The 22,353-nt window shown below is 36.1% G+C and carries 26 protein-coding genes, 1 tRNA gene and 1 other annotated feature; of the genes, 5 read left to right on the forward strand and 22 right to left on the reverse strand.

The features are described from left to right. Positions 1 to 4: 4 nt before the first annotated feature. On the forward strand, positions 5 to 196 hold the full coding sequence (locus EKM68_RS09985) for a hypothetical protein (protein ID WP_125590326.1): 192 nt from the start codon (positions 5 to 7) through the stop codon (positions 194 to 196). A 163-nt stretch (positions 197 to 359) separates the two neighbouring features. Then, the gene (locus EKM68_RS13765; protein ID WP_263853646.1) at positions 360 to 488 is read left to right on the forward strand and encodes a hypothetical protein; all 129 of its coding nucleotides are present in this window, start codon (positions 360 to 362) and stop codon (positions 486 to 488) included. A gap of 55 nt (positions 489 to 543) precedes the next feature. Here EKM68_RS13765 and EKM68_RS09990 read toward each other — a convergent pair. The 4 genes from EKM68_RS09990 to miaA all read right to left on the reverse strand — a co-directional run bounded on the left by EKM68_RS09990 (position 544) and on the right by miaA (position 3,259). Then, a tRNA-Arg gene (locus EKM68_RS09990) sits at positions 544 to 617 on the reverse strand. 145 nt (positions 618 to 762) lie between these two features. Further along, positions 763 to 1,032 (reverse strand): hypothetical protein, encoded by a 270-nt coding sequence (locus EKM68_RS09995; protein ID WP_125590328.1) that lies wholly within the window; start codon positions 1,030 to 1,032, stop codon positions 763 to 765. 54 nt (positions 1,033 to 1,086) lie between these two features. Further along, a complete protein-coding gene (locus EKM68_RS10000) occupies positions 1,087 to 2,340 on the reverse strand; it encodes a methionine gamma-lyase family protein (protein ID WP_125590330.1) in 1,254 nt (417 codons plus the stop codon). Further along, entirely contained in the window at positions 2,333 to 3,259 is a 927-nt protein-coding gene (gene miaA, locus EKM68_RS10005; RefSeq protein ID WP_125590332.1) for a tRNA (adenosine(37)-N6)-dimethylallyltransferase MiaA, read from the reverse strand. The genes EKM68_RS10000 and miaA overlap by 8 nt, the downstream gene beginning before the upstream one ends. An 84-nt stretch (positions 3,260 to 3,343) precedes the next feature. Between miaA and EKM68_RS10010 the strand changes: the two genes are divergently transcribed. Continuing rightward, a complete protein-coding gene (locus EKM68_RS10010) occupies positions 3,344 to 3,538 on the forward strand; it encodes a DUF3042 family protein (RefSeq protein ID WP_125590334.1) in 195 nt (64 codons plus the stop codon). Positions 3,539 to 3,629: 91 nt separating this feature from the next. Here EKM68_RS10010 and EKM68_RS10015 read toward each other — a convergent pair whose 3' ends face one another. From EKM68_RS10015 to EKM68_RS10075, 13 genes are all read right to left on the reverse strand, one after another. Beyond that, positions 3,630 to 4,025 carry a rhodanese-like domain-containing protein gene (locus tag EKM68_RS10015; RefSeq protein ID WP_125590425.1) on the reverse strand — a complete coding sequence of 132 codons (396 nt, stop codon included), beginning with the start codon at positions 4,023 to 4,025 and terminating at the stop codon, positions 3,630 to 3,632. Positions 4,026 to 4,066: 41 nt separating this feature from the next. Next, entirely contained in the window at positions 4,067 to 5,023 is a 957-nt protein-coding gene (locus EKM68_RS10020) for an ROK family glucokinase (protein ID WP_125590336.1), read from the reverse strand. Beyond that, the gene (locus tag EKM68_RS10025; RefSeq protein WP_125590338.1) at positions 5,020 to 5,250 is read right to left on the reverse strand and encodes a YqgQ family protein; all 231 of its coding nucleotides are present in this window, start codon (positions 5,248 to 5,250) and stop codon (positions 5,020 to 5,022) included. The genes EKM68_RS10020 and EKM68_RS10025 overlap by 4 nt, the downstream gene beginning before the upstream one ends. Then, a complete protein-coding gene (locus EKM68_RS10030; protein ID WP_125590341.1) occupies positions 5,243 to 5,914 on the reverse strand; it encodes a rhomboid family intramembrane serine protease in 672 nt (223 codons plus the stop codon). The genes EKM68_RS10025 and EKM68_RS10030 overlap by 8 nt, the downstream gene beginning before the upstream one ends. Further along, complete coding sequence (locus tag EKM68_RS10035) at positions 5,914 to 6,471, reverse strand: 5-formyltetrahydrofolate cyclo-ligase (protein WP_125590343.1); 558 nt, start codon at positions 6,469 to 6,471, stop codon at positions 5,914 to 5,916. The genes EKM68_RS10030 and EKM68_RS10035 overlap by 1 nt, the downstream gene beginning before the upstream one ends. Before the next feature lie 48 nt (positions 6,472 to 6,519). Continuing rightward, positions 6,520 to 6,669: a 50S ribosomal protein L33 gene (gene rpmG, locus EKM68_RS10040; protein ID WP_076616028.1), complete on the reverse strand. Its 150-nt coding sequence runs from the start codon at positions 6,667 to 6,669 to the stop codon at positions 6,520 to 6,522. A 91-nt stretch (positions 6,670 to 6,760) separates the two neighbouring features. Beyond that, entirely contained in the window at positions 6,761 to 8,860 is a 2,100-nt protein-coding gene (locus tag EKM68_RS10045; protein ID WP_404810804.1) for a peptidoglycan D,D-transpeptidase FtsI family protein, read from the reverse strand. Positions 8,861 to 8,900: 40 nt separating this feature from the next. Beyond that, positions 8,901 to 9,197, reverse strand: coding sequence for a HesB/YadR/YfhF family protein (locus tag EKM68_RS10050; RefSeq protein ID WP_125590347.1), 297 nt, complete (start codon positions 9,195 to 9,197; stop codon positions 8,901 to 8,903). Between the two features lie 53 nt (positions 9,198 to 9,250). Continuing rightward, positions 9,251 to 9,727: a transcription elongation factor GreA gene (gene greA / locus EKM68_RS10055; RefSeq protein WP_125590349.1), complete on the reverse strand. Its 477-nt coding sequence runs from the start codon at positions 9,725 to 9,727 to the stop codon at positions 9,251 to 9,253. A 98-nt stretch (positions 9,728 to 9,825) separates the two neighbouring features. Further along, positions 9,826 to 10,920 (reverse strand): endolytic transglycosylase MltG, encoded by a 1,095-nt coding sequence (mltG, locus tag EKM68_RS10060; protein ID WP_125590427.1) that lies wholly within the window; start codon positions 10,918 to 10,920, stop codon positions 9,826 to 9,828. Positions 10,921 to 11,028: 108 nt separating this feature from the next. Beyond that, the gene (gene pheT, locus EKM68_RS10065; RefSeq protein ID WP_125590351.1) at positions 11,029 to 13,458 is read right to left on the reverse strand and encodes a phenylalanine--tRNA ligase subunit beta; all 2,430 of its coding nucleotides are present in this window, start codon (positions 13,456 to 13,458) and stop codon (positions 11,029 to 11,031) included. A 4-nt stretch (positions 13,459 to 13,462) separates the two neighbouring features. After that, positions 13,463 to 14,509, reverse strand: coding sequence for a phenylalanine--tRNA ligase subunit alpha (gene pheS / locus EKM68_RS10070; protein WP_125590353.1), 1,047 nt, complete (start codon positions 14,507 to 14,509; stop codon positions 13,463 to 13,465). A gap of 52 nt (positions 14,510 to 14,561) precedes the next feature. Then, positions 14,562 to 14,749 (reverse strand) — a binding site (T-box leader). 48 nt (positions 14,750 to 14,797) lie between these two features. Beyond that, complete coding sequence (locus tag EKM68_RS10075; protein WP_125590355.1) at positions 14,798 to 15,559, reverse strand: TrmH family RNA methyltransferase; 762 nt, start codon at positions 15,557 to 15,559, stop codon at positions 14,798 to 14,800. A 64-nt stretch (positions 15,560 to 15,623) separates the two neighbouring features. Here EKM68_RS10075 and EKM68_RS10080 point away from each other — a divergent pair, with 64 nt between their 5' ends. Both EKM68_RS10080 and yidC read left to right on the forward strand, forming a co-directional pair. Beyond that, positions 15,624 to 15,899, forward strand: coding sequence for an acylphosphatase (locus tag EKM68_RS10080; RefSeq protein ID WP_125590357.1), 276 nt, complete (start codon positions 15,624 to 15,626; stop codon positions 15,897 to 15,899). A gap of 56 nt (positions 15,900 to 15,955) precedes the next feature. Next, positions 15,956 to 16,966, forward strand: coding sequence for a membrane protein insertase YidC (gene yidC / locus EKM68_RS10085; protein ID WP_125590360.1), 1,011 nt, complete (start codon positions 15,956 to 15,958; stop codon positions 16,964 to 16,966). A gap of 33 nt (positions 16,967 to 16,999) precedes the next feature. Here yidC and EKM68_RS10090 read toward each other — a convergent pair whose 3' ends face one another. The 5 genes from EKM68_RS10090 to EKM68_RS10110 form a co-directional block, all read right to left on the reverse strand. Then, positions 17,000 to 18,115 (reverse strand): sensor histidine kinase, encoded by a 1,116-nt coding sequence (locus EKM68_RS10090; protein ID WP_125590362.1) that lies wholly within the window; start codon positions 18,113 to 18,115, stop codon positions 17,000 to 17,002. Continuing rightward, entirely contained in the window at positions 18,112 to 18,798 is a 687-nt protein-coding gene (locus EKM68_RS10095; RefSeq protein WP_125590364.1) for a response regulator transcription factor, read from the reverse strand. Before EKM68_RS10095 ends, EKM68_RS10090 begins: the two co-directional genes overlap by 4 nt. Positions 18,799 to 19,194: 396 nt before the next feature. After that, a complete protein-coding gene (gene gndA, locus EKM68_RS10100; RefSeq protein ID WP_125590366.1) occupies positions 19,195 to 20,616 on the reverse strand; it encodes an NADP-dependent phosphogluconate dehydrogenase in 1,422 nt (473 codons plus the stop codon). A 71-nt stretch (positions 20,617 to 20,687) separates the two neighbouring features. After that, positions 20,688 to 21,245, reverse strand: coding sequence for a YceD family protein (locus EKM68_RS10105; protein ID WP_125590368.1), 558 nt, complete (start codon positions 21,243 to 21,245; stop codon positions 20,688 to 20,690). Then, on the reverse strand, positions 21,239 to 22,348 hold the full coding sequence (locus EKM68_RS10110; RefSeq protein ID WP_125590370.1) for a nucleotidyltransferase family protein: 1,110 nt from the start codon (positions 22,346 to 22,348) through the stop codon (positions 21,239 to 21,241). The genes EKM68_RS10105 and EKM68_RS10110 overlap by 7 nt, the downstream gene beginning before the upstream one ends. Between the last annotated feature and the right edge of the window lie 5 nt (positions 22,349 to 22,353).

Here is a 22,353-nt window from a genome sequence, read left to right on the forward strand (position 1 = left end):
GCATATGGTCTTAACAGATGCACAGAAACGTGCCAATAAAAAATGGCACAAGAATAACCGCGAACGGGCAAACTACATTGCCATGCGCTCTTCAGCGCGTAGTTTCATCCGTAATAAATCTACCACTGATGATCTAGAAGAATTAGAACACATAATCAGCACACGTAAAAGAGAACTCAATGGTAACGCATTATAGACTACTTTAGTAGTCTATTTTTTTATCCTCCAAATCATTCTTGATCTTACAAACATATATTTTTATATCCTTTCATAAATTTGATATAATTCAGTTACTAAAAGATGTTTAAACATATATGACAATATCTTTTAAATTTATGTTTCTGTTGGAGGTTTTGATTATGAAATTGCTTGATTGGATCAAACTAGTTATTCAGCCCCAGGATAAATCAGAAATGTCAGTACAAGACAAAGAATTTCTTTCCGAATTGGAAGAAGAAAATAAAGCTTCTTTATTTGATAGTAAATAATTTAATATAAAAAAGAGGTAACATCGAATGAACGACGTTACCTCTTTTTTTATTATGTCACAGGTGAGATTCGAACTCACGACCTACGGTTTAGAAGACCGTTGCTCTATCCAACTGAGCCACTGTGACATCACTTGTTCTATTATAAAGAATGGTTTTAAAAAATGCAACGGGAAAAATTAAAATATTTTATTTTTTTATTATTCGATACAAATTTGTTTTTATAAACATCAATAACGCCCATGAATATGCATTCATGAGCGTTATTTCTAAATTAGACACTTCTATATTGAACGTCATCTTCAGCAATTGGCAGAGTTTTTTCTGCATCTCTAACCAATCCTTGAATCAAACCAGAATTCATGGGTGAAATCCCAAATATTTGCTTTTCGATTGTCGTTCTTAAGGTATCATCAAAACTACGCATAACGATCGAAGATTGATCCAACAAACTATTATTTACTAATACTAAATTTCTATAAGTATCTTTATTATACCTTTTATTAAACTCGCCTATAAAGTTCTTGAGAATTACACTTTGCATGTCTTCACCTCAAGTACCATTATACGAACATACGTTCGAATAAGCAAGCTTATTTTAGTAGAATAGTTCCTTACATGCATTTGAAATAGCAATCTTCACATGCTCATACGTCAAACCACCTTGAATATAAATAATATATGGAGCACGCATTGGTCCATCAGCTGAGAATTCAACACTCGCACCTGAAACGAAGGTTCCGGCAGCCATAACGACTTCATCCTCGTAACCTGACATTTCACTAGGCTCTGGAACAACATTTGAGTCAATTGGTGAATATTGTTGTACCAATTTAGTAAATTTGACCATCTTATCCGGATCATTAAAAATAATTGTTTGAATCAAATCAGTTCTATCATCACTCCACTTAGGAGAAACATTCAATCCCATTTTAGCAAATAAAGCTGCTTCAAAGATAGCACCTTTTATGGCATTTCCAGTTACTCTTGGGGCAAGGAAGAAGCCTTGATACATTTCTTCCATACGATCAATTGTAGCACCCTCAGAAGCACCGATACCAGGAGCTGTTAGACGATAACTTGCTAATTCAACAAGATCCTTCTTACCAACGATATAACCACCAGTTTTAGCCAAACCGCCGCCGGCGTTCTTAATCAATGAACCTGCCATTAAGTCAGCTCCAACTTCAGTTGGTTCGATTGTTTCTGAGAACTCACCATAACAATTATCGATAAAAATAATTACGTCTTTAGATACCGAACGTACTTCTTTAATGATTTCTGCGATTTCTGCTACTGTCAAGCTCTTACGAGTCGAGTAACCACGTGAGCGTTGAATAGCAATGACCTTTGGATTTTGCTCATTAATCTTGTTTTTCATAGTTTCGTAGTCGACCTTGTCACCGATCATATCAACTGAATCAAAGCCAATCTTATAATCAATCAATGAACCGCGTTTATTACCGGCAATACCGACAACTTCTTGCATTGTATCGTAAGGCTCACCAGTAACGTATAACAAATTGTCACCAGGTCTTAAAATACCAAACAATGCAGTTGCCAATGTATGTGTACCTGATACAAATTGTGGTCTAACTAATGCTGCTTCTGTCTTGAACACGTCAGCGTATACTGCTTCTAATTGATCACGACCACGGTCATCATCCCCATAACCAGTTGTACCAAGCAGACTACTTTCATCGATATTTTCTTTTCTAAACCCTTTAAGAACCTTGTCTTGATTATCCAAAACACGTTCATCAATCTCAGCAAGTTTTCCTGCTATCTCGTTATCCACTTGCTTGATTGCTTCTTTCAATTCAACTGGAAAACTGTCATTCCATCTAGCCATTATATCCTCCTAAAAATCCTTTGATCCGGTTTTCAATTTTTATTTGATAATCCGGTTCCTCACTAATATTATACCAATCGACATCCATCTGATTACGAAAATATGTTAGCTGTCGTTTGGCGAAATGCCTTGAATTCTTCTTAATTTCATCAAGACATGATTCAAGTGTATCAGTCCCCCCAAAATAAGGAAATAATTCCTTGTAACCAATTCCGTTCTTAGCCTGAGGTATTTGGTCACGATTATCATAAACCGGTCTCACCTCGTTCAGTAAGCCCATATCAACCATTTTATCCACCCGACTATTGATTCGAGCATATAATTTATCTCTATCATCTGTCAATCCAACCAAATAAAAGTCTGCCCACTTATTCCCATTTTCCTGATCAACGATAGACTTACCGGTTTCACGATGAACTTCTATTGCTCTAATGACCCTTCTAACATTAGAAACATCAATTTTATCCATAGCTAGTGGATCTTCTTCATGCAAAATTTTAACCAATCCGGCAATTCCAGAATCATTCTCTATTTGTAATAATTCTTCTCGTAACTTGTTATCACCGTCAGCTTTGCCACCAAGATTTAAGTTTTGGATCAATGAATTCAAATAAAATCCAGTTCCGCCAACAACAAATGAATTTTTGTTTTCGATTGTTAAATTTTCAATAACCCTTTTAGCCTTTTGCTGGAAGTCCTTAACTGTATATCTTTCAGTAACATCACTAATATCGACTAAGTGATGTGGCACAGTTGACAATTCTTCTGGACTATCCTTTGCAGTTCCGATATCCAAACCTCGATATATCTGCATTGAATCACCAGAAATTATTTCTCCATTGAATTTCTGCGCTAATTTTAATCCCAGCGCACTTTTACCCACGGCCGTTGGTCCAACCACTGCAACAACTTTTTCCAAAAAATCGCCTCTCTGCATCGTATTTTATAGATATTTTATAAGAAATAAGCCATAATGGGAATTAAAGATTAGGAGGTATATATTATGGCAAAGAAACAAAAACACTTTCGTTTTGTAAAAGGATTCTTATTTGGTTCAGTTACTACTGCAACTGCTGTTTATGGCGCACTTCATGCATTTAAGAAGACCGTCATCGAACCAGAAGATGCCGAAAACGACCGTATCGAAGCTAACCGTCGTCGTGCTAACCGTAAGAGTTTGCAAGCACACCAAGGTTAATTTAGAACCCAAAACAATCACAGACTATAAAAAAAGGAGACTTGACAATATGTCACAGCCTCCTTTTTTCAATATCTCAAAATCATAAATTTTAAAGTTTTGTAGTTTTTTTTGTTTTTCCTTCCCAATCTGAAAAACGTTCATCCAACCACTTAACATCTTCGAAGCCCCATTTTTGCAATTTAGCTGCTGCACGTACGCTGACCGACTTGCGATCCTCATAAAGATAAACAGGTAAATCGGGTCTAAGTTCGCCCTCATTATACTTTAATTGCGTATATGGCAAATTACGAGCACCTAAAATATGTTTAGCATCGAAACTATTTTTTTCTCTTAAATCAACGATTTGAGCTTTTCTCATTGTTGATTCAAATTCTTCACCACTGATGGCTCCGCCCATTTTTCTACCTTTGTACAAATAGTAGGCCCATGTGCCGACCCAATAAATCAAGAATCCAATAACAACAACGTACAAAATCGCGTTAATAACTTGCATTAATAAAACCCCTAACTAGCTTTTAATCAACTTTACTTAATCAATGATGCGGCACCGATAACACCGGCACCATTTCCAAGACTTGCTAATCTTACTTCTGTAGAATCTTTGATAGTTGCGAACTCATTAGCACGCATAGCTTTTTCAACCTTATTCAATAAGAAATCACCAGCAGCTGAAACACCACCACCGATAACAACGTACTTAGGATTCAAGGAATTAGCAATATTTGCCAAAGCAAATCCTAATGAATCACAAACATAGTCAGCAACAATCATAGCTAGATCATCGCCTGTCTTAGCCAAATCAAACACATCTTTAGCTGAGATATCTTGACCATCATCAAGCATTGCTTTCAACTCTGAATCTCCAGCATATTCTCCAGCACGATCTCTGGCAACATGTACGATACCAGTTGCAGAAGCAATTGTTTCAAGACAACCTCTCTTGCCACAAGTGCACATAAAACCATGAGGATCAATAGTAACATGTCCAATTTCACCAGCAGCACCATTGGCTCCATGTAGCAATTGGCCGTTAGCGATGATACCACCACCAACACCTGTTCCAAGAGTTACAAAGACAACGTCATCAGCGTTATTACCAGCGCCCTTCCATCTTTCACCAAGAGCAGCGACATTAGCATCGTTCTCAATAGTTACAGGAATGCCTGTTCCAGCTTCAATATCTCTAACTGGATAGACTTCATCTTTCCAGTTCAAGTTGAATGCACCTTTGATAGTACCATCTTTAATGTTGATAGTACCTGGTGAACCCAAACCGATACCACTGAATTGATCAGCTTCCATATCGTACATTTTAAGATGATGGTTAATTGAATCAATAATATCAGGAATAATTAATTGACCATCAGATAGAATATTTGTTTCGATACTCCACTTTTGTTGAATATCGCCTTCAGCAGTTAAAATGGCGAATTTAATTGTTGTACCACCTAGGTCAACACCGATTAATTTCTTGTCTGTCACTTTGATCTGTCCTTTTCTTTTTTTTCTTCTTTTCTGTGCTCAGCCTTTAAGACTAATTGTGCATTAATAAAAACTTTTTTTTCAATCATTCCATTTTCGTACAACCGCTTAACCTCAATCGACATGAGCTCAATGTCCCACATTCTTTTTCCCAAATGGACAAAGGTTCCAAATTTTTTGAGTAGCTGTTGTACGTCATATAGAGTTCTAAAGCTCATTTCATCCATAAACTATCATACCCTTTGTATACATAAAATAAGAAATAACAGCAACGACTATTAGAGCAAGGATTCTAACAATTATATTGGGTCGTTTGATACCAGGCAATCCTAATGCAAGCCCTATTAAGAACCCACCAATTGCTCCACCGATATGACCCCAGATGTCGATTCCCGACATCGTTAGGTCAAGTGCCAAGTTAATTACAATAAGTCCTAAGAAACTCTTACCGAGTTCTGATAAGAACTTATTTTCTTTGTAGATAACTGCAAGTGCCAAAAAGGCAGCAAACAGACCAAACAAAGAAGTACTGGCTCCGGCAGAAATGGCATTACTCGATCCAAAAGCAAAACTTGCTAAATTTCCCATAATGCCACTCAAAATATAAATGACGAAAAACCTAACGTGTCCAACCATCGGCTCAAGTATTTGACCAACATAATATATAGAGAATCCATTCATCAAAATATGCAAAACACCAATATGAACAAACATAGGTGTTATCAATCTCCACCATTGACCCTCTTGCACTAAGTCATTCGTCTTAGCTCCAAAAGTTAATAGTATATTAATATTTTGTGAACCACCTGAAAGTGTTTCTGCTGCAAAAACACCAAGTGTCAAAATCAGCAAAAACCAGGTTACATATGGTTTTTCTTGTCTATAACTCATTATGCATCCTTAGAAACAGAAATGATTTGGTCGATTGGCTTGTCAAGAACATATACCGGCCATTGAGACTGTATATAATACTGACGTGATAGAGCTAATGCAATCGTTTTTGTAGGATACAACGATAGATAACGATCATAATATCCCGCACCAAATCCTAAACGAGCCTTTTGATCTTCAGAGAAGGCTAATCCAGGAGCAATAATAAGTTCTGGTGGATTCAATACATTGGTCTGATAACTTGTAGGCTCTCTTACACCAAACGAACTAGTTTCTAATTCAGTATCCTTGGTGTATTTAACAAAAGTCATTGAATAATCTTTGAAAGTTTTGGGTATATAAACATCCTTACCCAACTCCCAGCACTCTTTAATAATTGGAAATGTAGGAATTTCACTTCCCATACTCAGAGTGATACCAATGCTTTTAGCAGCTTTAAAACTACTATTATCAAATAATTTTAGATAAACTTCATTAATTTCTTTTTGAGCTTGATCTGATTTCATGAATTCGTCCATGATATCGATTTGTTTCTTTCTGAAGCTGACTTTATCCAAAAGTTACCTCCCTAGTAAAAAAAAACAACAGGAATTTTAACCTGTTGTTTATTTTGTTTCGCGATGCAATGTAACAACACGCTCACGTGGGCAATATTTTTTAAGTTCTAGACGATCAGGGCTATTACGCTTGCTTTTGTTTGTTAGATATGTACGTTCATGGCATGATGTACATTCCATTGTTATATTTACTCTCATGTTTGGAACATCCTTTCATATAATACTTAACTAAAATTCAACTAGTCAAATATACCATTATTATCAACATTTTTAAAGTGTTAATTTAATATTAACTTTGACCAGTCATTTTATAGTAATCTGTATAGATTTGTTTTGCAACTAATTGAGGATAACTACCGGATTCGCTAGTTAGATTAGGGAACACAATAGCCATGGCAATATTAGGATCATCATATGGTCCAAATGATACTAAACTAGTTGTAATTGTTTCAGGTGGATCTTGGTTGTTAGGATCTTTGGGATTGTAGTAGAAAGATTGAGCAGTACCTGTTTTGGCCGCTACCGCTGGAGATAAATCTTTCAGCCTTGTTGCCGTTGTCCAATAATCTGAACCGTGAACAGCATTGTACATACCCTTTCTAACAACATTTAATTCTGATTGTGTAAATCCAACTTTATTCAGTATAGTTGGACTTGTTACTGATTCCAATGCACCTTTAGTACCATCATTCTTAGTCTTTTGAACAGATTGTACCAAATATGGCTTCATTCTATATCCACCATTCGCAATGGTTGAAATATATTGTGCCATTTCGATCAGTGTATACGAATCATAGTTTCCGTACGACAAATCCAGTGCAGAACCAGTCTTCAATTGTCCTTGACTATTTCTAACAGAACCTTCGATACCAGCAGTTTCACCGGAAATATCAATACCGGTTTTGACACCCAAACCAAATTGATTGAAATACCCTCTTAGTTTAGAGAAGATATCTGAATCCATAGTCATTGATACTTTAGGAACATACTTAGCATTAGCTTCTTTCATTGCTAGAGCCATCATATACTCATTAGAAGATACTTCTAGTGCTTTTTCTGCATTCATACTGCTATAAGTACCAACAGGATAAACTGACTTCTTAACGGCACTACCAGGTAAATAAATTGGATTATCCGCCTGTACACTATTAGCTGGTGTAATAACACCATCCATCAGTGCCCCCAGAACCGTAGCACCCTTAACAGCAGAACCCATAACGAAGGTTCTATTGATAACACCTAAGGCATCCTCAGACGTTGTTCCGGTCGTGGGGTCATTTCTAATTCCTGCCATAGCCAAAATAGCACCCGTCTTAGGATTCTCAACTACGACATATGCACCATCAGAATATTGTGTGATTCCCGCAGCTTGTGCAGAAGAATATTCCGTTGTCAGTGCAGCTTGAACTTTCTTTTGGAACTTGGAGTCAATAGTCAAATTGAGGTTTCCACCCTTTTGACCACTATATACTACTTTGCTCTTTTTAATTTGATTGTTAGAACCTATTTGAACTTCACGTTCACTCTTAGTACCAGAGAGAATTGTTTCATAGCTCTTCTCCAAATAACTAGTACCAACACGATCATTACGTGAATATCCATATGCCAACATAGTATTCAATTCATCATCAGGAATACCTTGTTGTTCTGTTGACACTCCTCCGATAATACTTGCAATTGACTTACCTTGAGGATACTCACGATTCCAGTTAGTACCAACACTGATACCAGGTAATTCTGTTAAATGTTCACTAACTTCTGCAATTTCCTTTGAAGTTAGATTCTTATCCTTTAAGAAAACTGATGACAATGAATATGCTGAACTCATTTTCTTAAATAAAGTTGCTCTGGACAGTTCTGCATCATTTAGATGCATCCCCATTTTCTTCAAATATTTAATTTCATTATTGTATATTTGAGTGTTAGTTAAGGCATCACCATTAGAGTCAACACGATCTGACTTGGGCATCTGCTTAGCCACTTTTGCTTCTTTTCCAGGTGCTGACAAAATATAATCGGCCTTGTCACGATCAGACAAAGTTTCCTTTTCAATCGAAACGTATTTTGTCAGACGATTAACGATTGTATAAATGTCGCTGGACTTCACTCCAGAACTCTTTGTATAAGTTATCGCACTTTCTGTAGAGTTACCCACTAACAGGCGTCCCTTTGAATCATAGATCATTCCACGTGGTACGCTTCCTGTCATTACTGTCTTATCTGTACGATCTACTTCGGCTGCAAACTTACCACCATAAACGATTTGCAAGTAAGCTAGCTGAGCAACTAGCAGAGCGAACAAGGCAAAGACAATAAAAAAAAGCAGGTTAAGTCGAAATGGGATAGTAGACTTAGCTTGACTACCTGTTCTTTTCTTTATTATATCCAGTACTCTTCTCATAGGTTTCCCTTCAAAATACTATAAAGCATTATTCATTAGATTTAAAAATATAATTAGGTCCGTCTAGATCGGTATCATACTCAATCAATAGATCATAGCGGGCAAAAAACCAGGTATCGGCGTCAGTAATGTAATAAGTAATGCCATCAATAACCGTACTAGACTCAGGTTTCACTGGTTTTTCTTTACGCATAGCAATCGAAAATCCCTCATGAACCATCGTCTTGCCGTATACCTTACCATAAAAATGTACACCATCACCGGGTACTAAGTCCAACTCATCTTTGAACCATTTTTGTGCTTTTTCTGTCAATTCAATTTTCATTGTTCGTTCACCTCATTTAACGTATGAGATAAACATAGCAGAAAACGGTTACGCTATGCAACTTCTACGGCTTTGATAGTGATGTCATAACTGCCAACAGGTGTATCAACAGTAACAACATCTCCAACATGCTTACCCATCAATGCCTTAGCAATTGGTGAATCATTTGAAATCTTACCTGCGTCAGGATCTGATTCAGCAGAACCAACGATTGTATAAATATCAGGTTCTTCACCATCTTCTTCGACCGTCACTTTTTTACCAACAGAAACCTCATCATGAGCAATGTCATCAGTATCAATAACATTAGCATATTGTAACATTTCAATGACTTGTGAGATACGTGATTCAACAACACTTTGTTCATCTTTAGCAGATGTGTATTCTGAATTTTCTGATAAATCACCAAAACCCCTGGCAATCTTAATACGATTAATAACTTCTGGACGCTTAACCTTCTTTAAATCTTCCAACTCTTCTTCAAGCTTTTTCTTACCTTCTGCTGTCATTGGGTAACTTTTATCTGCCATTATTAAATCCTCACTTTTTATTATCTTTATTATTTTAATCTCAAAATGTCATCTAACCGCTAGATTAGATGACATTTGCTATTATATACGATTTTTAACTATTGTCCTAGAGAAGCTGTCTTAGCCTCATGCTCTGCAAGAGTATGTGAATAATAAACTTTTCCAGTCTTCAAGTCAGCAACAAAGTACAAGTAATCTTGATCTCTTTCAGACGGATTAAGAACCGCCTCAATCGATTGTAAACTAGGTTGGTTGAATGGTCCAGGACCATAACCAGCATGTTTGTACAAATTATATGGTGATTTTACAGCAAGATCCTTATTATACAGCTTAGTCTTATGCGTATTTAAAGCATACATTACCGAAATATCTGACTGGATTGGCATATTAATGTCAATTCTGTTAAAGAATACTCCAGCAATCTTCTTACGATCTTTGTTAGTAACACCTTCACGTTCAACTAATGATGATAACGTCAAGACTTCTTGAACCGTAAGACCCTTTTCCTTAATGGTTGCATAATAAGATTGCATTTCTTCGTCTTCCTTTTGAACCATTTGGTTAACGAGTTCTTTCAATGTTAATCCACTATAAACCCCGTAAGTTGCAGGGAACAGATATCCTTCAAGATGATATCTGACATTATTCTTAGCCATTGTTGAATCTAGCAATTGAGGATACTTCTTTTGAAGCGATTTAAGATAACTTTCATCTTTCATCAACTTCAAGAAATCTTTCTTCTTAAAGCTAGTGCTCTTTTGAATTTGATCACCAATTTGATCGATCGTAACACCTTCACGAACCAGCACTGTATTAGAAGCAGTACCCTTAGGCTCTGAACTACCACCCTTTTGCAGTTGCTTAACAACTTGGCTCAATGACCATGATTGTTTGAAAGTATAATAACCAGCTTGGAAATCAGTATAATTCTGAGCCTTGATATAAAAATTAAAGACAGATGCGCTCTTAATGACTTTATCTTGTTCTAATTTTTTGGCTATTTCTTTGCTAGAAGAACCTACCGGGATATTTACCACAACGTCTGACTTACTACTTGAGTCATACGGTTGCATTGAGCTATTTACATAGTTAAACCCGATAATAGCCACAACAACTGCCAATACTGCAATAACACCCACGATCCAGTAGGCAATATGATTTGCGACTGAACGTTCCTTAGCACGAGTCTCCATTTTTTCACTGGACTCTTGTTTTAATGCTTCTTTTTTTTCATCCTTTTGGCTCAAGACACAGCCTCCCGAGTTAATTTAATTAGAATTATACCATTAGTTTGAACGCAATTATCTAATTTCTACATTAAATTTTTGAACCAAACTGTCTTTAACAACGTCAAAAGCTTTTTCAACCGTGTCATCTGTCAAGGTATCTTCAGGGTTTTGGAACACTAAATGATAACCAAGTGACTTATGATTTGCCTTAATATTTACACCCTGATAAACATCAAAGATATTAACATCAATCAAATATTTTCCACCATTGTCAAAAATATCCTTAACAATAGCACCACTTTCGATATCCTTATTAACTAAGATAGCAAGATCACGACTGATACTTGGATATTTAGGAGCGGTCTTAGCCTGCACATTACGCTTCTCCATTCCAAACAGTGTGTCAACGTTTAGTTCAAATACAAATGTTTCATCAATACTATGTTCTTTTTGGTAGTCTGGATGTAGTTTACCAATAAAACCAATGGATTGTCCATCTGCTATTATTTCAGCAGTTTGACCAGGATGCAAGTTAGAAATTTTATTAGTTGCTCGATATTCAAAATTTGCATCGATATTTGTGAACGATAATAATTCTTCAACTATACCTTTAACATCATAGAAATCAACTTGTTTAGATTGAGTATTCCATGAATCCAAGGCAATATTACCACTAATCGCACCAGCAATATATTCTATTTCATTAGGACGGTCAACTCCATCTGGACGATCAAATATTCTAGCTTGTTCAAAAATGCTAATGTCGTTATTGTTTCTAGCTTGATTGTAAGCAACGTTATTGACTAATCCAGGAATTAAACTAGTTCTCAAATATTCATGATCTTCAGTCATTGGATGCAACAACTTAGTATAGTTAGTATCAATAACATTAAAATCTTCAGATTCTTTTTTGTTCATCAATGAGAAGTTAATAACTTCATTCATCCCTTGACCTAACAAAATATTACGAAGTTTATTGCTGAATTCACGTTTTGGAGAATAACCACCTGCAGTTTCCATACCGGTGGGAAGTGTTCCCTTCAGGTTCTCATAACCGTAGATACGAATGACCTCTTCGACAAGATCAGCTTCAATACTCATGTCCCAACGTCTTGTAGGAATCGTAACTGTAACATCATCATTATCAAGTTCAGCAGTGAAACCTAGGCGGTCAAAAATACTCATGATTTTTTCAGCTGTTAGATCGAGTCCCATCAAGTGATTGATATGTGAAATCTTACTCTTGATAACTGTTGGCTTAGCTTCCGTTCCAACTCCAACTAATTCGTCAGAGATTTCACTCGCATGTGCATTTTCATCAACTAATTGAGTTGCCCGAACTAATGCATCTGATACAGCACCATTGTCGACACCCTTTTCAAATCTATTTGAGGCATCTCCACGAAGGTCATGTCTTTGAGCCGCTTTACGAACAGCAGCACCATCATAGACAGCACTCTCTAAGACAACATTCTTAGTTTCATTTGTGACACGTGCACTAATTCCACCAGCAACACCAGCTAATCCCAAGATTTGCTCTCCAGCAGCAACGACTAAGTCGTTCTTGTTCAAGATTGTATTAGTATTCTCGTCGTCATCTTGATTGTTCAATTCAGTTGAGAACTTCTCTCCTGATTTGGCATTACGAACTGTAATGCGTTTCTCTTGTAGTTTATCCAGATCATAAGCCTGAATTGGTTGACCAAATTCAATCATAACGTAATTAGCAGCATCAATAACATTATTTACAGGTTGGATATTTTGATTCCATAAACGACGTTGCATCCACAATGGACTTTCACCAACTGTAACGTTCTTCAAAGTTCTTACTAAGAAATCTGGTACTAATTCTTTATTTTCTATATCTACTGCTAAGTCGTTTGAATCAACGATTTTTGCTTCATCAATTACCGGAGCAGTGTACTTAGGCTTCTCATCATATGTAGCACCGATTTCCCAAGCAGCACCACGCATACCTAATGTGTCAGCACGGTTAGGTGTAATATCCATATCAACCATATCATCGCTTAATCCAAGCGCTACTAGTGCATCAGTCCCTGGTGTAACGACTTCTGGAAAAACGTAGATTCCTTTATGATAAGCTTCTGGAACATATTTTGTTGGTACACCAATTTCGTCTAAGCCACAAATCATACCATTTGATTCTTGACCACGAATCTTGCCTTTTTTGATACGTTTACCTTCTGGTAAATGAGCACCGTGCAAGGCAACAATTACGTACTGGTCGTTGGCAACATTAGGTGCTCCACAAACGATTTGAATGTCATCATCTTCACCAACATCAACCGTAGTAATATTCAGATGATCTGAATCCGGATGTTGGGAAATACTTGTAATGTGTCCTACAACTAATTTGTCTAATCCTTCAGCATTGTGGACGGGGCTTGACTCAATACCTGTCAATGAGATTTTATTAGCCATTTCTTCAACGGTATGAGTAACTGGGATATATTCTTTTAACCAATTAACGGAAATTTTCATTATCTTAATTTACTCCTTTGAATTGTTCTAGGAATCTTACATCATTTGAGTAGAAGTCACGAATATCGTTTACACCGTACTTCAACATCGCAAATCTCTCAGGTCCAAGGCCAAAGGCAATTCCACTATAAACTGTTGAATCGATACCTGACATTTCAAGAACATTGGGATGACTTAATCCAGCACCTAGAACCTCGATCCAGCCAGTATACTTACAAATACGGCAACCTTTACCACCACAGTTGAAGCATGAAACATCAACTTCAACACTTGGCTCGGTAAATGGGAAGTAACTAGGACGGAAGCGAATTTCACGTTCTGCACCGAAGACGTGACGACATAATGCTTCAAGAGTCCCCTTTAGGTCCGCCATCGAAACATTTTTATCAACTACTAAACCTTCGATTTGATGGAATTGATGTGAATGAGTCGCATCATCATCATCACGACGATAAACAACACCTGGTGAGATAACTTTCAAAGGACCCTTTGAAAAATCGTGAGACTCCATATCACGGCCTTCTTGGGCAGAAGTTTGTGTACGCATAAGTAATTGATCAGTCAAATAAAAAGTATCTTGCATATCACGTGCAGGATGATTCTGAGGGATATTCAAACGTTCAAAATTATAGTGATCTTCTTCAACCTCGTGACCAGCATCGACTCGATAGCCTAGTCCGATAAAGAATTCCTCAATATCTTCGATAGTCTGATTAAGAATATGTCTAGTACCATATTTTTTTGGTTGAGCTGGAAGAGTCACATCAATTGTTTCTTCTTCCAATTTTTTAGCAACAATTTTACGATTTAATTCTTCCATTTTTTCTTCAATGGCAGCTTGGATATCCTTTTTAACATTATTGGCAAGTGTACCCATCTCCGGACGTTCATCAACTGGAACGTCTTTCATTCCACGAAGAGCCTTAGTAATGGGTCCCTTCTTACCTAGCAAATTAACTCTCAAGTCATTTAATTCTTGGATTCTCTCAGCACGTTTGGCATCATCGATACCACTAGTACGCAGGTCTTTTAATTTATCATTTAATGACATTCGTTGTTCCTCCTAAATTAATTCCTAAAACAAAAAAAAGTCCTCGTTCCAAAAAAGGGACGAGGACTCGCGGTACCACCCTAGTTCATACCAATAAAGTATGCACTCTAGGGTTTTATATAGTAAACCAAGCTTCAAAACTCAGAAAGTGAATTCGTCATTTTGTTTATTAGACCTTCTCAGCAACTGGTCTTTTCTTAAATAAACGCTGTGATTACTATTTTTCGTCATCGTTTTTGCAAATATTATATATATCGATTATACAAAAATTTAAAAGTTTCGCAAGTTTTAAATAGATTTCAATCCGTACATCAATACACCGGCAGCAACTGCTACATTGAGTGATTCAGCTTTTCCAAGAATTGGAATAAAGATATTTTGATCAGTCTTTGACAATACGTCTGCATCTAATCCATGAGCTTCATTACCCATCACTAGTGCAAAGTCACTAGTTTTTTCTAGTTCATTATATGGTAAAGCTCTCTTGTTAACTTCAGAACCATAAACTTTCAAACCAGACTTCTTAGCAATTGAAATTGCTTCCTGAAGATCCATACGATAAATTGGCAAATGGAATTGGCTACCTTGCATTGATCTTTGAACCTTTGGTTGATAGAAATCAGCTGAATTCAAACTAGTAATCACACCAGAATATCCGGCAGCATCAGCTGTACGAACAATAGTACCAACATTTCCTGGATCTTGAACATCATCTAAGATGACCCATTGACCCTTCATTTCAGTTAAATCATCGTTCTCTTGAACCTTAATAACTGCAAAAATTCCTTGTGGAGTCTTTGTTTCTGATAGAGATTGTGCGACATCATCTGAAACACCAGTAACGATATCATGATATTTTTTTGCTAAACGATCATTTTCGTTATTTTCAGTTACATATAACTTAACGATTCTTTGATCATTTGCATCGGCCTCACGGACCAAATGAAAACCTTCAATCAAATATGTACCAGTTTTTTTAATATTTTTAGTTACAGACAACTTAGCTAATTGCTTGATTTCATCATTTTTTTTAGACTCAATATATTTCATTGAATTCATCCCTCTTGCTTTCTATTATATAATGTTACCATATTAAAAGATTGAGGTGATACGTATGAAGCATCTTTCCATTAATGTTTCGGGATTAGTCCAAGGAGTTGGCTTCCGTTATTCCGTCGTCCAATTAGCTGACAAAATGAACGTGACCGGAACAGTTGAAAATGAAATGGACGGATCGGTTTCAATTGAAGCAGAGGCTGACGAAAGAATTTTATATATTTTTTTAAGTAAAGTTAAGGCTTCCCCTTCACCCTTTGGCAGAGTTGACAAATTGGACTATACTTTTTCTGATGATGTGAAATCTTATAGGAAATTCACCGTCATCGGTTGAAACGTCAATTAACTTAACGTATATTACTTTTATATGACTAAAAGGGTGGTTTATAAGTGAATAAAAAATTTGTCAAATATATATCAGTCCTATCACTCGTGATAGTTCTGTCGTTAGTTATCACTGGTTGTGCTCAACGAACCGGTGCTACCTTACGTGCTCCACAAAGCGGACCATACGGATGGATCTATAAATGGATCGGAACACCGTTCCAAAACTTGATCCTTGCTACTGCCAAATCAATTGGTGGTAAAAATGCTTATGCATGGGGAATCATCATTATCTCATTCGTAGTTCGTTTAGTTTTATTGCCACTTTCCTTGAACCAACAATACAAGTCGACAGCTCAACAAGAAAAAATGCGTGCTGTTCAACCTCAATTGAAATTAATTCAAGAAAAGCAAAAAGAAGCTAAAGATCCTGCAGTTCAACAACAGATCAGTAGCTTGATGATGGAAGTCTACAAGAAAAACAATTTAAGTTTAACTGGTGGACTAGGATGTTTGCCATTGCTACTTCAAATGCCAGTTTTGATTGGTATTTATCAAGCCGTGCAATATTCCAAAGAAATTGGTGCCGCAACCTTCTTATCAATACCACTTGGTAAGTCAAGTATGGTCATCACGATCATCGCTACATTGTTCTACGTTGTTCAAGGATTCATGTCACTACAGATTGTTCCACAAGAACAAAGAAAACAAATGCAAACCATGCTGCTAATGAGTCCTATGATGACATTCTTCATCTCAATGATTTCATCAGCTGCGTTGGCATTGTACTTCTTAGTTGGTGGTATCATCATCGTTATCCAACAATTGATCACAAATTACATTATTACTCCTAAGATCAAGCGTGAGGCTGACGAAAGACTAAAGAACAATCCCGTTACCGTTGTTGTTACTGAAGAATCATTGAATAAAATTCTTGGTAAAGATTCTTCTAATAACACAAGTTCTGATTCATCGAGCTCATCAGATGTTGTTGCTGAAGGTGATGAAGATTCACATAAGTTACACAAGAATATCCGCGAATTAAATAAAGGTAAACAAAGCAGACCTAAAGACTAACAAAAAAGTACTCCGAAATTATCGGAGTACTTTTTATTTTGCTTCCGTTTTCTTTTTTTTAGAACGTGATTTAGCCTTTTCTACTGAATCATTAGTTTCTTCAGTATCTTGCAACAGTGGTAATTCAATTCTAAAAACTGTACCAGAACCGACTACACTTTCCACTTCCAATGTACCATGATAGATCTCTATCAATCTTTTGGCGATAGAAAGTCCTAGACCGTTCCCTCCACGTTTTCTAGAGCGTGCCTTGTCAACTCTGTAGAAACGATTAAAAATTCGTTTAACGTCATTTTTTGCGATTCCAAGACCGTAGTCTTGAACTGCAATTTCCAATACTTCAGAATTAGTCGACGCGGACAAACTTATTTCTTTACGATCAGCTGAGTACTTGAAGGCATTATCAAGAAGAATCACCAATACTTGCTCGAGATGATTTCGATAGATCTTCACAACACTGCCATCTCTAATATCGTCATCAAAGTTGATGACAAAATCATCATGCAGCATCTTAAAATCATTATAGACTTGAATAAATAGCGGCTTAACTTCAGTAGTTTGATCAAGATAATCACTATCAATCTGCTCAACTCTGGTTAGGTCAAGCATTTCTTGAATCAAGGATTGCATACGTTTCAATTCTTGCAATGAAGAATTGATCGAATCATTCAAAACCTCAGGATCATCTTTACCCCAACGTTGCAACATACTCAAATGTCCTTCAAGTACAGCAACTGGGGTTCTTAATTCGTGAGAAACATCTTCCACGAATTCTTTTTGTTGATTAGTATAAGCCTGCATTCTATCGAGCATCTTATTAATATTAACTGTTAAATCATAAATTTCATCATTGCGTTTACGTATTTTGATACGCGAGTCAGAATCAGGTTTCTTATTCAAATCATCAATCGTATTATTAATTACTTTGATATTATTCAGAACTTGATTTACCGCAAAGAAACTAACTGTGACCCCTATAATAAATACGACGACCCCAGCAATTATCAATCTTGTGTTAAAGATGCGAATCACTGCCGGAGTGGCTACTTTATCAACCGTATGCATAGCGATAGTTGCTACAACAATATACGCGATTAGAATAACAGCCGAAATCATTGCGGTCCATTTAAAACGTATAGAAATCCTCATCGACGCATCACGTAACCTTTACCACGGACAGTAGAAATATAACTTGGAGCACCACCACGATCGATCTTGTTTCTCAAATACTTAATATAAACATCAACGACATTTGTTTCTGTGCTACTGCCGCTTCCCCAGACACGTTCCAATAAGTCGTCACGACTTAAAACGGTGCCAACGTTCTCCATCAGAGCACTTAACAAATCATATTCACGTCTAGTCAAGTCGATCACTTCACCATTACGCTTCAAAGTCTGTGTAGTCTTGTCGATAACTAAGTTCTTATACTTCAGAACTTGGTCATTATTACGAGTAACATCGATATCCAAATCAATACGTCTTAACAAAGCACGAATGCGTGCAAGTAATTCTTCAATTGCAAATGGTTTAACAATATAATCGTCAGCTCCGTGATCCAAACCGGATACACGATCAATAATTGAATCACGTGCAGTCATCATGATAATAGGTGTGTTCTTCTCTTGACGAATACGACGACAAACCTCAATTCCGTTTAGTTCTGGAAGCATAAGATCAAGTAAAATAAGATCCCATTCTTCACTCAATGCAGCATCAAGACCTGTTCGACCATCTCGCTCAACAGAAACATCATAATTTTCATGTTGAAGTTCTAGTTGAACAAATTTGGCCATGTTTTCTTCGTCTTCAATAACAAGTATCTTAGCCATACTATTCTCCCAATATTAGATTTTTTTAATTATCACTTAATACATTAAGTGGATTGTGCCCTCTCAAGGCAATGCACTAATGATTTTAACATATAGCAAAAATTAAAAGAAGACAAGTTTTTTATTTTGAGATGAAAAATTATATATTTTGGTCCAAGAAATGGATTAGATTAGAGAATAATTTACGAAGTAAATCTTTCTTTAATTGTGGTAATAACAGTAGGTTGACAGGAAGATTATTCATTTTATCAATCTAATTCAGAAGTTAGATAGCTTTTGATTGAAAAATTTAGAATTAAAAAAGTCGAGCTATTAAAATTTCTTTCTTTAGCTCAACTTTTATTATTTGTATTTTTTTAAAATGAGTTGAAAAATTTAACTAACTTTTCTCACTCTCTATTGTTCTTTATACCAAGTATAGTGATAAATACCAGGCTTATCAGTTCTCTCATATGTATGAGCACCGAAATAATCTCTTTGTGCTTGTACTAAGTTAGCTGGTAATACTTCTGAACGATATTGATCATAGTACGTTACAGCTGACATGAATCCTGAAACTGGAATTCCTGCTTGAACAGCGTAACTTACCACGTCACGAACTGCAGCTTGGTATTGATCAACAATATTCTTAAAGTAATCATCCATCAATAGATTATCAAGTTTAGCATCTTTGTCATATGCATCAGTGATCTTTTGTAAGAATTGTGCACGAATAATACAACCTGCACGCCAGATTTGTGCTATTTCGCCATATTGTAAGTCCCAATCGTAGTGATCTGAAGCAGCCTTCATTTGAGCAAATCCTTGAGCATAACTCATGATCTTACTGAAGTACAATGCTTTACGAATCTTCTCAACTAATTCGTCCACATTAACATCTGGCTTGCTTGTTGGACCGGCCAGTACCTTGCTTGCTTTAACACGTTCATCCTTATATGCAGAAATATAACGTGAATAAACAGCTTCAGTAATTAGTGATTGTGGAACACCAAGTTCTAGAGCACTTTGTGAGCTCCACTTACCAGTACCTTTGTTACCAGCTTTATCCATAATCTTATTTACAATAAAGTCATCGCTGCCTTCATCATCTTTTCTAGTTAGGATCTCAGCAGTAATTTCAATCAAGTAACTTGAGAGTTCTCCCTTGTTCCAGTCCTTGAATACATCAGCAACTTTGTTCAAATCGTTGTTGTACAAGTGCTTCAACAAATTGAAACTTTCAGAGATCAATTCCATGTCACCATATTCGATACCATTGTGAACCATCTTTACATAGTGACCGGCACCATTAGGTCCGATATATGATACACATGGTGCACCGTCTTCATCGGCTTTGGCTGAGATTTGTTCCAAGATTGGAGCAACTAAGTCATAAGCCTCTTTTTGACCACCGGGCATTAATGAAGGTCCTTGCAATGCACCAAGTTCACCACCAGATACACCCATTCCGATGAAGTTAATACCTGATTCGTCTAGACGTTTGTTTCTTGCAATAGTGTCCTCGAAGAATGTATTACCACCATCGATCAGAACATCACCCTTATCAAGCAAAGGGATAAGTTGGTTGATAACTGCATCAGTACCAGCTCCGGCCTTTACCATCATGAGAATACGACGAGGTTTTTCGAGTGAATCTACGAAATCCTCAATTGTATAACTTGGATATAATTTCTTGTCAGGATGTTCCTTAACAACAGCTTCAGTCTTTGAACCTGTTCTATTAAAAATCGCAACATCATAACCACGACTTTCAATATTTAGGGCTAAGTTCTTACCCATAACAGCCATACCAATAACACCAATTTGTGGTTTTGCCATACTTTTACCTCCAACTTTTATTACATAACATATTAATCATAACAAAAAAATAAAAAAGGAGTATATAAAAGCTACTCCTTTTCCTCATTATCTTTAAATAAATTTTTTAATTTCGCAAATTCGGGATTAACTTGTTTATCCTCTTCTTTTTGCTTTTCATAATCTTCTTCAGAAATAACTTCCCAATTCTTACCTGATGGCATATTATTATTTTTTTCCTCGTCCTCAGTTAAAACTTGACTAGGAATACTCAACAAAATATTGTCCAAAATTGATTCGTAAACATTGATTGTTGGATGTTCGTCATCAATAGGAATAATAATAGTATTCTCATCTAACTCCTCAGTATCAATATCATCTATATTGTATGATTCATTAATTCTGATTTTTAATGGCAACTCTACTGGTGTCAAACTCCTAGTTGAAGGTAATGTAACTTGCGTTTCAACTTTTATATCCGAAATCACCAATCCATTATCATTGAATAACTGACCTTCAATTTTCACAACCTCAGCATTGATAATATCTGTAGAGCGTTCCATTAATTTTTTCTTTAAATCTAAATTTTCTTTAAAATCAAAAGGTTTGCCTTTGTACTTACGTACATCTTGAACATCCCAATTTAACATTGATTTTCCCCTTCCATGATCGGTATCCTACCGAAATCCTGTTCTCTATCATCCACTAGCTTTCTAATTCTATCAACTTTTAACTCTAGTGACAAAAAATCGGATTCTTTTTTTCCGACGCGTGTAATTATAGGCACCTTGGCGTCTTTCTTCAGCGTATTGAGATACTGCTTACCTAGGGTATCAAATCCCAAGACCCTTAAATAAGGATTATCAAATACACTGTTTACTTCAGATGTTTTAACATTCATCAAGGTATACATTGATAAACGTCTAAGTCGTGCTCTCGTGTATCGTTTAGATTTTACAGCATCTAAAAAACCACTAAAATTATTACTTTTGTTAATTTCTTTTATAAATTTATATTCCAAACCTTCGACCATTTGATAAATATCATGTAATTCTGTGACTGAACTACTTTGAATACGATACTTAAAAAGTTCAAAGTAATCGTCCCAAAAAGTATTTTGGGATCTATTCAAATGAGATTGCATTATATTCGTAATAAAATTATTTATACTTTTACCATCACTAATATTATGACGAATTTTTGTAGCACTCACACCACCTGATTTTCGCAGAATGGTGTTTACATCGATCTTATAATCATTTGTTAATATTTCTTGAACATAATTCAATCCTAATAGTTGATTAGGATGATTCAAAACATCCACACCAGCATCCACATAAACTTGATTAAGGTTCTTAGCATATGAATCCTGATAACGCTGATCAAATCCAGTATTAACATGCAACAGTTTTTCAGCTGTCGTCGTAAAATCAAGATTCGTCTCTGTTCCAAATACCAAATTATTAATACCTATTTCTTTCAACAAACGAATACTACCTTTGGCAAACAAATTTGCTGGTTCTACAGAATAAGCAAATGGCAATTCAACAACTAAGTCAACACCGCCCTTTATTGCTGCATCAGTTCGACTCCATTTGTCAACAATGGCAAAATCACCCCGCTGTACAAAATTGCCAGAAACTATGGCGATTAAGACGTCAGGGTGATATTTTTTTTTGATTTCATCAATAAAAAGTTTATGACCATTATGAAATGGATTAAATTCAGCCACAAATCCATAAATTTTTACCATAAAAG

It is taken from the genome of Companilactobacillus jidongensis, from assembly GCF_003946575.1.
Classification (GTDB): Bacteria; Bacillota; Bacilli; order Lactobacillales; family Lactobacillaceae; genus Companilactobacillus; species Companilactobacillus jidongensis.

Excerpts from the sequence above, each read along its gene's own strand:
- EKM68_RS10050 (WP_125590347.1), bottom strand. The coding sequence starts at position 9,197 with ATGAAAATTGAATTGACAGAAAAAGCACAAAAATGGTTCAAAGATGAG.
- EKM68_RS09985 (WP_125590326.1), top strand. The coding sequence starts at position 5 with ATGGTCTTAACAGATGCACAGAAACGTGCCAATAAAAAATGGCACAAG.
- greA (WP_125590349.1), bottom strand. The coding sequence starts at position 9,727 with ATGGCAGATAAAAGTTACCCAATGACAGCAGAAGGTAAGAAAAAGCTT.
- mltG (WP_125590427.1), bottom strand. The coding sequence starts at position 10,920 with ATGGAGACTCGTGCTAAGGAACGTTCAGTCGCAAATCATATTGCCTAC.
- EKM68_RS10030 (WP_125590341.1), bottom strand. The coding sequence starts at position 5,914 with ATGAGTTATAGACAAGAAAAACCATATGTAACCTGGTTTTTGCTGATT.
- EKM68_RS10110 (WP_125590370.1), bottom strand. The coding sequence starts at position 22,348 with ATGGTAAAAATTTATGGATTTGTGGCTGAATTTAATCCATTTCATAAT.
- EKM68_RS10025 (WP_125590338.1), bottom strand. The coding sequence starts at position 5,250 with ATGGATGAAATGAGCTTTAGAACTCTATATGACGTACAACAGCTACTC.
- gndA (WP_125590366.1), bottom strand. The coding sequence starts at position 20,616 with ATGGCAAAACCACAAATTGGTGTTATTGGTATGGCTGTTATGGGTAAG.
- EKM68_RS10010 (WP_125590334.1), top strand. The coding sequence starts at position 3,344 with ATGGCAAAGAAACAAAAACACTTTCGTTTTGTAAAAGGATTCTTATTT.
- pheS (WP_125590353.1), bottom strand. The coding sequence starts at position 14,509 with ATGTCATTAAATGATAAATTAAAAGACCTGCGTACTAGTGGTATCGAT.
- EKM68_RS10080 (WP_125590357.1), top strand. The coding sequence starts at position 15,624 with ATGAAGCATCTTTCCATTAATGTTTCGGGATTAGTCCAAGGAGTTGGC.
- rpmG (WP_076616028.1), bottom strand. The coding sequence starts at position 6,669 with ATGAGAGTAAATATAACAATGGAATGTACATCATGCCATGAACGTACA.
- EKM68_RS10105 (WP_125590368.1), bottom strand. The coding sequence starts at position 21,245 with ATGTTAAATTGGGATGTTCAAGATGTACGTAAGTACAAAGGCAAACCT.
- EKM68_RS13765 (WP_263853646.1), top strand. The coding sequence starts at position 360 with ATGAAATTGCTTGATTGGATCAAACTAGTTATTCAGCCCCAGGATAAA.
- EKM68_RS10075 (WP_125590355.1), bottom strand. The coding sequence starts at position 15,559 with ATGAAATATATTGAGTCTAAAAAAAATGATGAAATCAAGCAATTAGCT.
- EKM68_RS09995 (WP_125590328.1), bottom strand. The coding sequence starts at position 1,032 with ATGCAAAGTGTAATTCTCAAGAACTTTATAGGCGAGTTTAATAAAAGG.
- EKM68_RS10000 (WP_125590330.1), bottom strand. The coding sequence starts at position 2,340 with ATGGCTAGATGGAATGACAGTTTTCCAGTTGAATTGAAAGAAGCAATC.
- EKM68_RS10095 (WP_125590364.1), bottom strand. The coding sequence starts at position 18,798 with ATGGCTAAGATACTTGTTATTGAAGACGAAGAAAACATGGCCAAATTT.
- pheT (WP_125590351.1), bottom strand. The coding sequence starts at position 13,458 with ATGAAAATTTCCGTTAATTGGTTAAAAGAATATATCCCAGTTACTCAT.
- EKM68_RS10090 (WP_125590362.1), bottom strand. The coding sequence starts at position 18,115 with ATGAGGATTTCTATACGTTTTAAATGGACCGCAATGATTTCGGCTGTT.